Source organism: Prosthecobacter sp. (assembly GCF_044373815.1).
In the GTDB taxonomy this organism is placed as follows: Bacteria; Verrucomicrobiota; Verrucomicrobiia; order Verrucomicrobiales; family Verrucomicrobiaceae; genus Prosthecobacter.
Map to the genome: position 1 here is coordinate 1 of NZ_JBIPNG010000264.1, position 9,079 is coordinate 9,079.

The 9,079-nt window shown below is 52.0% G+C and carries 10 protein-coding genes; 6 read left to right on the forward strand and 4 right to left on the reverse strand.

Features of this window, described 5'->3' with window-relative positions:
* The 3 genes from ACIREA_RS19660 to ACIREA_RS19670 form a co-directional block, all read left to right on the forward strand.
* The coding region (locus tag ACIREA_RS19660) for a polymer-forming cytoskeletal protein (RefSeq protein ID WP_397384043.1) at positions 1-481 on the forward strand (481 nt) is incomplete at its 5' end.
* A gap of 42 nt (positions 482-523) precedes the next feature.
* A complete protein-coding gene (locus ACIREA_RS19665) occupies positions 524-697 on the forward strand; it encodes an SUMF1/EgtB/PvdO family nonheme iron enzyme (protein ID WP_397384044.1) in 174 nt (57 codons plus the stop codon).
* A 417-nt stretch (positions 698-1,114) separates the two neighbouring features.
* Positions 1,115-2,449, forward strand: coding sequence for an OmpA family protein (locus tag ACIREA_RS19670; protein ID WP_397384045.1), 1,335 nt, complete (start codon positions 1,115-1,117; stop codon positions 2,447-2,449).
* Positions 2,450-2,883: 434 nt separating this feature from the next.
* On the opposite strand, the gene ACIREA_RS19675 is transcribed toward ACIREA_RS19670, so the two are convergent.
* The 3 genes from ACIREA_RS19675 to ACIREA_RS19685 all read right to left on the reverse strand — a co-directional run bounded on the left by ACIREA_RS19675 (position 2,884) and on the right by ACIREA_RS19685 (position 4,397).
* Positions 2,884-3,504 carry a transposase gene (locus tag ACIREA_RS19675; protein WP_397384051.1) on the reverse strand — a complete coding sequence of 207 codons (621 nt, stop codon included), beginning with the start codon at positions 3,502-3,504 and terminating at the stop codon, positions 2,884-2,886.
* Between the two features lie 444 nt (positions 3,505-3,948).
* Positions 3,949-4,251, reverse strand: coding sequence for a hypothetical protein (locus tag ACIREA_RS19680; protein WP_397384046.1), 303 nt, complete (start codon positions 4,249-4,251; stop codon positions 3,949-3,951).
* Complete coding sequence (locus tag ACIREA_RS19685) at positions 4,248-4,397, reverse strand: hypothetical protein (protein WP_397384047.1); 150 nt, start codon at positions 4,395-4,397, stop codon at positions 4,248-4,250. The genes ACIREA_RS19680 and ACIREA_RS19685 overlap by 4 nt, the downstream gene beginning before the upstream one ends.
* Positions 4,398-4,637: 240 nt before the next feature.
* Between ACIREA_RS19685 and ACIREA_RS19690 the strand changes: the two genes are divergently transcribed.
* Complete coding sequence (locus ACIREA_RS19690) at positions 4,638-6,665, forward strand: hypothetical protein (RefSeq protein WP_397384048.1); 2,028 nt, start codon at positions 4,638-4,640, stop codon at positions 6,663-6,665.
* 434 nt (positions 6,666-7,099) lie between these two features.
* On the opposite strand, the gene ACIREA_RS19695 is transcribed toward ACIREA_RS19690, so the two are convergent.
* Complete coding sequence (locus ACIREA_RS19695; protein ID WP_397384049.1) at positions 7,100-7,633, reverse strand: peptidoglycan endopeptidase; 534 nt, start codon at positions 7,631-7,633, stop codon at positions 7,100-7,102.
* A 191-nt stretch (positions 7,634-7,824) separates the two neighbouring features.
* Here ACIREA_RS19695 and ACIREA_RS19700 point away from each other — a divergent pair, with 191 nt between their 5' ends.
* Positions 7,825-8,091, forward strand: coding sequence for a helix-turn-helix domain-containing protein (locus ACIREA_RS19700; RefSeq protein WP_397384052.1), 267 nt, complete (start codon positions 7,825-7,827; stop codon positions 8,089-8,091).
* A gap of 467 nt (positions 8,092-8,558) precedes the next feature.
* A partial coding sequence (locus ACIREA_RS19705; RefSeq protein ID WP_397384050.1) for a hypothetical protein occupies positions 8,559-9,079 on the forward strand: 521 nt, incomplete at its 3' end.

Genomic DNA, 9,079 nt, shown 5'->3' on the forward strand with positions numbered 1-9,079 from the left:
CATGATTAGACAAATCGAAGCGCAAAAGGACGAGCGGCGTTCTGAGTCCTCCCCTCCGCCTCCTCTGGTTAAGCGGGCGCCCATTCTTTCCGCGACATCCCCTTCACAACATCAGCATTCATCCTCCTTTATGACCACTCGAAAGAACATTCTCGCCAACGACGTCGTAATTAAAGGTTCCATAAAGTTTTCCGACGATCTTATCATAGACGGTAAGATCGAAGGTGAAGTCATTTCTAGCGGCAGCCTCACGATCGGTGAAAACGCGATGATCAAGGGCGAGGTAAAAACTCGCTCGACCATTATTTTCGGCAAAGTCGAAGGCAACATCACCGTCCAGGAGCGCTGCGAAATCAAGAACAACGCCATCCTCGTTGGCGACATATCTGCAGGAACGCTCGCCATCGAAGAAGGTGCCACTTTCATGGGCCAGTCCCGTGTCGGTAAGAATGCTGTATCAAAGCCTGCCCTGAACGTTTGAGCTATGGCTAAAAGTCAGCGTGTAGGAACAGCGACTGCCCTGATGAGCAGCAAAGCCTACACAGCTGTTATTGGTAGTTTTCAGCCCAACGGATTCGGCCATCATGACAAGGCAGGCAACGTGTCCAAGTGGTGCTGGGATTTCTATGTTCCAACTAACGGGACGACAGCACTAGTGCAGAACAATCTCCATGGTCCTGACACGGGTAAAACCTGAGTCGTTAGAGTTGGCAGTTGGATGAATTCGGCCGCTGATGCTCGCTGCGCGATCCGTTTTAGTCTGCCTTGAGATGTGACGGCAGCATATGTCGGCCAACGGGTCGTTCGCAGCCTTTAATACATCCATCTCTAAAAAAGGGGCCTCCTTATTTTGGACGCCAGCATCTAATCATGAGTCGAAAGCCCCCCCGTCCACGCGCCACGTCTAGGGCCAACTCGCCCCCGGCCCACACAAAATCAATTTCCCTGCATTTAATAAGCCACCTTAATCCAAGCCATGCAAATACCTCGACGCCCCCCGCCTTCTCGATCCGTTTACGGCAGCAGTCATGTGCCTTTTCTCATTGTCGTTGCAGCACTCGTCCTTACCACCGCGATTTTCTTCCTGATGACCAAAAAGAGAATACAGGCCCCAATGGACAACATTAATGAAGAGGCAGGCACCTCTGCTGCAGCTGCCAAAACTGCCGCTGAAACCACCAAGGCCGCAGTTCCTGCCCCGCCCCCCATGCTAAAGCCTCCGGAGCCCCCGATCTCTGCACCTCTGACCTTTGCCTTCGCTCGTCCGCTGGATCTGGGCAGACAGCTGGTGCGCAGCCTCACCACGGGAGATTTTGCCACCGCAGGCAAGCTCGCAGCCGCCTCAGATGCAGAGCAGTCAAACAGCGCCGCCAAGCTCTTCGAAAAACTCGCCTCCATGGGCTACAAACCAGCAGCGGAGGATCAGGTGGAGTTGCTCGGCCTTGTCGAGAACCGCACCCGCATCACCCTTCCTTTTGTCATGGCAGGCTCGCAGGAAACCGTGCGCATTCAGTTGGACTTGGAGCGTGATGAAAAAATGGGGTGGAAAGTTGCCAAAGCCACCTTGCCAAAAGCCATGAGCAGCGCCATCGCCGCCATGCCGTCCCCTCTCCCAGCTTCACCTGACCCAAGTATAACTAGCAATCCGGAACTGGCACTTATCGCTGCTGCTGCCGCCATGAAATCGCATTTCAAGGTGGAAGATGGCACTGACGCGCTGGCTTTTGCCAGTGACTTTGTCCGCCACCTTCTGAAGCACGACTTCAACGCCGCACGCGCTTTTGTTGATGACAAAAAAGTCCCGGTCGAGCGTCTCCTCGGCCTCTGCATCGTCTTTGAAGAAGGTCAGTATTCCTTCAATCCGGCCAAACCGCTCATCGTGACAGTCGCCAATCCCGAAGTCTCCTGGGTCATTGCACAGGTGCAGTCGGAGTCGCTCCAGCAGAACACCGAATTTGGCGTGGAACTCAAGCGCGCTGACATCGCCCAGCCATGGAAAATCGTGGGGCTCAATCTCTCCGACATCCTCGGCTCCTTCGCCAAAAGCGCCTCCAAGCTCGGCGTGCCCTACACGCCCATCGTGAAGAATCCCAAGGGCGGCGAATCCCTCGCCCTCTACTTTGAATACGACCGCGCCGAACTTCACCCCCGTGCGCTAAAACAACTCGAAGTTATCGCCTCTCTCATGCAGGCGGACCCTTCCAAAAAACTGCGCATCGCCGGCCACACCGATGAAAAAGGCGAGGATGATTACAACATCCGCCTCTCACGCGGACGCGCCGAATCGGTCAAGAAGCAACTGGCCCTCCTCGGCGTGCCTGCCGGACAGGTGGAAACAACCGGCCTCGGCAAAGCCCAGCCGCTTAGCCCCAATAAAAAATCCGATGGCACTGACGATCCCGAAGGCCGAAGCCACAACCGCCGCGCTGAGATCTACCTCGATTTCTGATTCTTTACCTCATCTTACGTCGTCGTCGCGTCCGCGTATTTTGGCGCACGCATGAAGAAAAAGCCCCCACCCGCTCCGCCACCACCCGAATCATCGTGGCAGGCCATGCTGTTGATCAGTGTCATTGCCGCAGGCTTGGTGTGCTTGCTCGTATGGACCTTATAAGCGAACCGAAAAAGCTCGCTGTTCTCGATGAAACAATTGTGCAGCAGTCATTTGCGGAACGCTTCAATGAATTGATTCTGAATTCTGCCGAAGATAGGCTAGATACGGAGCCTAACCGCAAATCACTAAATTAATTCGCGTTACTATATCAGCACTGGGCTCGATCGTTTTACAAATTTTATAATTTTTAGCGTTTTTTAAACTAGTTTCTGAGGTATAAACTACAGATGGCCAGCAAGACAAAAGCCATGAAGGAAAAATCGGTTTTGTCATAACGCGTGGCTACGCGGCGCATCCACTTGATTTTCAAAGAATTTCTTCATCCGGTGCCTCTTCTTGTAGAGCTCATAAGTCGCAGGTGCCACCCGGTTGCGGCGCGGCGGGACGCAGCTTTTCACGCCCTTGCTCGCGATGAGTTCCCGCAGTACATCGCTGTCATAAGCCTTGTCCATGAGCACATGTCTCGCATCGACGCTCTCCAGCAGAGTGGGAGCATGCATCACGTCGGCCTCGGTGCCTGCTGTCAGGATCAGTGCCTGGGGTTGGCTGCGAATGCCGCCCCCCCCCCCCCCCCGCCCCCCCCCACCCCCCCCCCCCACCCCCCCCCCCCCCCGTCCCCGCGCAACGCCCAGGCCCAACGCCACCACACCCAAGCCAACAGCCTGCCATCGCTTACACCGTGCGAGCACCGGAAAGAGCGCAGCCGACACAATCATCCCAGTCATTGCGCCCGAGAGGATGACGGTAGCCGCTTCGCCGGGCATGGAGAGTAATCCACTAAGGCAACCAGGTGCCAGCGACAACACCGCGCCATAGAGCGATCCCCACAGCAAGACTGTTTTGATACGGGCACAACTGATAGCTGGAGTTTGGTAGCTGGCTTGGGTCATTGGTGGGAAGTGTTTGCCGAGGAGAGCCACTCCGTGGCTAGGCACAACAAACTGCAGCACAGATTGGGTCGCCAAGCATATCGGTAAAACGTCCGTGTTGGCTAGGGTGATTCCTAGATGGTATGAGTTTGTCTGGCAGTCGCAAAACCCGCGATGTTGACGGCCTATAAACGCACCAACCGAATCCCATACATCTCAAAATCATGAATCGATCAACTAGGCTAAAAACCGTTCTTCCAGCGACTATTCACCTTCTCTCCCGAGTGCGCGGCCTTCGCTTATTTCACCTTTGTAATCTCCCTCTCCAGAATCTCGTGCGTCACCAGCCACTCCGCAGGATCCGCATCCGTGCTCCCAGAATGAATTGCGTTGATGCCCGTTTTCAAGATGATGCCTTGCTGGCATACCAAAATAATGCACCGACAAAGTACACTTCCACCAACTTCATCCCGGCACTGCGATAAACGCAGGGATGAAGGGATGCGGAGGCAACATGAGCAGTCCCGCCCTAAAGTGACCAACTGGACCGCGTGAATTCAGATCACAGATGGTGATCCAGGTGGCCAGTAGCGTTGCCTCCGGGTTAGGCAAGCACTGCGGCGGTGCAGCATGACCATCGAGATAGCGATCGCATAGGGCGAGGATGGGAGGAGCTTTGCCCTCCATTTTATCCCAGTGGTTCGCTAGGATCTGGCGACCAATGAGATTTTGGTAGTGCTCGCGTTTGATTCGGGTGGGATTGCTCATGGATGCAGTCCCACGCGCGTGTCGAGGAGGCCATGCAGCGCCTCAGTGCGTTTCGGCAACTGCGCGAGATTGACCTCCTTCAAGTACGCGTTGAACAAACTCCACACGTTGCGTTTTGCAAAGGCATCATTCTTGGCTCGCGCCATTTACTCACCACAGCGGGGAAATCAGCAGGTTGCAGCCCCCCCCCCCAAATATCCGTGGTTCGTATGACCAAGTCTGGGAGGTCAGTAAATGGACTCGTCACCGAGATCCTGGGTTAACCCTCCAATAACTTTGATGTCCTGTAGAATATCTTACATACTATAATTTGACCAAACATAAGTTTCAAAGTGAGCCTACAAAACCTATTCCAAGACTTTAACTCTAATAAATTAATCTAAATTATGAGTCTGAACTTCATTGAAATAGACCGCGATTGTAACACCAAAGCAATCCTTAAGTCACAAGGTTCGATTGGGAGATTGGCGGAAATTACTGCGGCGGCAGATGATTCGAAGGCAACCTATGAGCGCTGGCACACAAAAGCCACGCTTGCGGAACTATCAGGTCAGAGCAATGCGACAGCTGCCTCGTTGCAGGAGTTGCGCGCAGAGTCCAAGCGTCAGGATCAGGCCCTCGCTGCCCTTTTGGTGCAGCGAGGGGAAAGTGAGGTCGCCCTGATAAATCTGCGTGCCGACGAAGAATCCGCCACCGTGGCTCTGAACTTATGTCGAGAAGAGCTGGCCCGCACCGAGGAGAAGCTGGGCATCAACTTGAATGAATGCACAGAAGCCACAGCGCAGCTGGCAGACCTGGGCCGCACTGTGACCGAGCTGGAGGACCGCGAAGCTGCCGCCGCACAGAAGATCCAGCAATACACCAGTGAACTAGTCGCCCAGACGGATCGCCTTTTGCAAACAGAGGGCCAGATCAGCGCCATGGAACTCGCCCTCGCAGCCCTAGGAGAGCAGCACTGTTTATTGGGAGAAGAAATCGTCGTCCTAGTCAACACCCGCCAGTCCTCCGCCGACGCCCTGCAGACCTGCCGCACCGACTTGACAGCCACCGAGCAGATCCTGCAAACCACTCGCGAGGACTGCTTGGCCGCCGAGACATACCTTTCCTCACTGTCCCAGAGCATTCAGGAGCGCAAGGAGGAGGAATTCATGCTGGGAGAGCGTATAAATCTACTCCAGCAGCAGGCTCAACAACTGGATACCCAAACACAGGAGCAGAGACGCGTTCTCGAAATTGTGCAAAAGCAGCGCATCGAGGCTGAGATCAGCCTCCAGTGTGTTAACCAGCAGCATGAGGAGGTGGGAATTCGCTTGGAGTCAGGCCAGGCCGAGATCGCCGCCGCAGCTGCACGACTGCAACAGACTTTGGAGCAGTGCCAGCATGCCGACGAGCGCAAGCAGTCGCTTGACCACGAGATTGAAAACATAGCCACCCGCCAGTGCACCCTAGAGGCCATTCTCGGCGAGGTTGAAGCCCAAATTTCCCGACGCAAGAACGAACGCGAATTTTCCATAGCAGCTGCAGACCAGGCTCGTGAAGAGCATGCAATCCTTTCAACCAGCGTATCATCTGTTCGCAAAGAACTCTCCCTGCAATTGGCCAACGTTACCGAGGCCACCTCCAAACTCTCTGAGCTACATGCCAACTTGCATGACACAGAAGGCAGCCTTAACGCCACCCGCGCCATCCTAGCCGGAGAAGAGCTAAAGCTTGAAGCTACTCGCAGCGCCCTCGCCACCCTTGCACAGGAGCTCTCCCTCGCGCATGAGATTGAGGTAAGCCTTGAAGCCCTCTCCTCCAATCAGGCTAAGGTGGCCTCCATAGAGCTGCACATCGATACCCTCACTCGCCAGGTGGCGGCCACCGCTGAGCGCCGCACGCAGATGGATGCTATTCTCAATGACACCACCCATCAACTGGTCATCGCTACTTCGCAATGCGACGCCATCAGCCAACAGGAAACCGAAACCCGCCAGCGTCTCGCGCAATTGGGCCAGCAGGAAAAAGAACTGCGCAAGGAGATCGACATCCTCACCACCAGCGCACAAAAAGAGCGCGGCATTTACAACGAGCTTCGCTCGATCAACACAGAAACGCGCCAAATCCAAGAGCAAGAGAACGCCGAGATTGCCACCAAACGGCGAATCACTAGTATGCATATCGCCAGATGGCAGGGGCAGTTGGCCTCCCTGCAAGCCTCCCATGAGCGTATGAACCTCTGCTTGACCCGTCAGCAGGAAGTCGAGCCCGAGTCCCTAGAAGCGAGAAACTTAAACCAAGAGATCCACATGGCGCTCGCAGGTCTCCGCTACATCATGGAACGCCTCAGTATCACCAAGGACGAAATCGACGCTCTCCCGGCGCTTTCTCCAACCGGTTGTGCCTGCGCAGAAGGTGTCTCTGCTGTCGAATAAAATCCGAACGTAATCGAAGGTCAGCTTAAAAACCGAATCCAGCTGATGCGCGAAGACATCCATCGCGAGGAAACGCACCTGAAGTTCCTGAGACTGAAAAGAGCCACCATTGCACGACCAACGCGAAGAATAGCCATTATCAAATAGCAAATCCTAGCACTCTACATGCGTGATAATTCATTCCTTTATGAACCTGCCTCTCACCCGATTCTAAAGTTTCACTCACTGGGCACATTATATCCATAGATTGGATTACATTTGCATGTAACAATGTATATATATTACTTATTTCGCCACAATCCACAATGGATTTTTTTATAATTTGGCCGCATAAGCGCAACATTTTTACAAACTATCTGAATCAATCCCGGCGCACCAATGCCCCGCTACTTAATCAAACACTGCCTGCTTAAGCGAGCATGTTGTAATTGACATCACAAGCCTGGAATACAGCGCTGCTGAAATCCGCTATAGTTCCTAGGCGCTGTGCGCCAGCGAGGCCCTTCATGACGAACCGCCCCCGATGTATCGTAACGGAGGCCGCATACTGTCATAAAAATATGCTCTCCGGGTTTTACATACAGGGTTACATATTTCCCAGGGCCAGGATTGCCATACTTCGCAAATTGAGCTGAGGTAAGAGAATTATTCAACAACCCTGAGCGAAAAAGAACATAAGAAATACTTCCCGAGCAATCGTATCCTTCATCAACTAGCTCTCGATGCCCTCCACCAACTTTATATGGAAGGTGAGCCAAGGCATTAGCGTGATAGACAATATGATGTATATAAAGCGGATGGTATCCGGTGGCATGCGCATGCTGTCCATCAAAAAAAAGAGCCGGCAGTGGACGGGAATCTTCAGGTAGTACACGATTCCTTGCTTCAACACTTCCAACTCCAGCAAGGCCTAGCAGGCCAAACAGCCGCCTGCGCGATAAATTGTAAAACTGGCTATCCGGAATCAAGCAACAATTTTATAATTGCATGATTTGTCATTTAAAGTTCCAAGATGGATTAACCCAATGTTTCTAAGCAACAATTGAGTTATGGTTAACCCATAACAAATGATGCGGCGACATCAACTTATAGTAATTAATAAATTAATAATCCAATTCAAATGATTAATTACGCCAACACTATTGCGAATCATAATCTCATGACAGTTCGGGAGACATCTGAGTATTTGCGCATGCCCATTCCAACTGTTTACTACCACGTGAATAAGGGAACCATTCCAACGATTAAAATTGGCGGCAGGTGGCGCATTCAACGAGATAGACTGGATTCAGAGTTCTTGAATATTTCCCCACAGGAGCATTCAAAACAGCGCGAGGGCAAAAAATATACTGATGATGAATTCATCGATTCAATTGTGAACAAGCTCGTCCGAGCAATAGAATCCAAGCTCAGGCACGGTTGCTGATTCCAAAATGACTCTCCATCACTTGACCTATTTGCACAAAATAGGCATTCAGAATAATGGTCAAGCGATGAAATAGACGCCTCCCCATCATGGTGAAGTGTTAGCCACTTCCGACATTAATGGCATCGCCATGAGTTCACCCTAATCCGAGTTCGGAGACTGCGAGAAGATGGCGGCAGCCATACTGAACGCCAACATTTACAACACAAACAACCACCCATGCGTATGTTATTGCTTGAAATGTTAATTCACAACTAGAGCCGTTATTATTGTATTACTGTATACAGTAGGTAGCTTACGCTTCGCGAGCACCATCCTAAGCTTTATTCTGCCTCCTCCAATAACTTTATTATGAATAATACGATCCATCTGAACTACATCCTATCAAATCCGGGTTACCACAATTTACTCTGAATTTATCCTTAATTTATCCTTAATTTATCACAAGGTCGTTTATCATTTAGGCGATGCTTGAAATCCAACGAATCAACCAAGAGTTGATACAACACCCAAAATATTCAAAGAGTGGATGGATCGGAGTGGATCTCGATGGTACTTTGGCCAGGTCTGATCCCGCCAAGAGCCCGAATTATATTGGTGCCCCGGTACCACAGATGATTAAACGAGTGCGCTATTGGATTAAAACGGGGCGGACCGTTAAAATTTTCACCTCTCGTGCTGGCGACCCTGATGATGAGATAAGAATTAATCAATGGTGTGTTCGTCACGGATTGCCTGAACTCGAAATCACCAATCGCAAAGATCACAAAATGCTTGCCTTATGGGATCACCGGGCCGTCGGCCTCGTCAGAAATCTTGGTGTGCCAATTCTGCCGGTGAAGATGTCCTTATGGCAGTCTCTTCGACTGCGCTTGTTGCTGCTAATGGGCAGCAATGTGGTTATGAAAATTGATCAACGCCAGCTGCAGGGCCATTTCCATGCAGCACTGAAAACAAGCCGAGGTGTTATGGAATATGATGGAAATAA

Excerpts from the sequence above, each read along its gene's own strand:
- ACIREA_RS19675 (WP_397384051.1), bottom strand. The coding sequence starts at position 3,504 with ATGACCCAAGCCAGCTACCAAACTCCAGCTATCAGTTGTGCCCGTATC.
- ACIREA_RS19680 (WP_397384046.1), bottom strand. The coding sequence starts at position 4,251 with ATGAGCAATCCCACCCGAATCAAACGCGAGCACTACCAAAATCTCATT.
- ACIREA_RS19700 (WP_397384052.1), top strand. The coding sequence starts at position 7,825 with ATGACAGTTCGGGAGACATCTGAGTATTTGCGCATGCCCATTCCAACT.
- ACIREA_RS19665 (WP_397384044.1), top strand. The coding sequence starts at position 524 with ATGAGCAGCAAAGCCTACACAGCTGTTATTGGTAGTTTTCAGCCCAAC.
- ACIREA_RS19690 (WP_397384048.1), top strand. The coding sequence starts at position 4,638 with ATGAGTCTGAACTTCATTGAAATAGACCGCGATTGTAACACCAAAGCA.
- ACIREA_RS19685 (WP_397384047.1), bottom strand. The coding sequence starts at position 4,397 with ATGGCGCGAGCCAAGAATGATGCCTTTGCAAAACGCAACGTGTGGAGT.
- ACIREA_RS19670 (WP_397384045.1), top strand. The coding sequence starts at position 1,115 with ATGGACAACATTAATGAAGAGGCAGGCACCTCTGCTGCAGCTGCCAAA.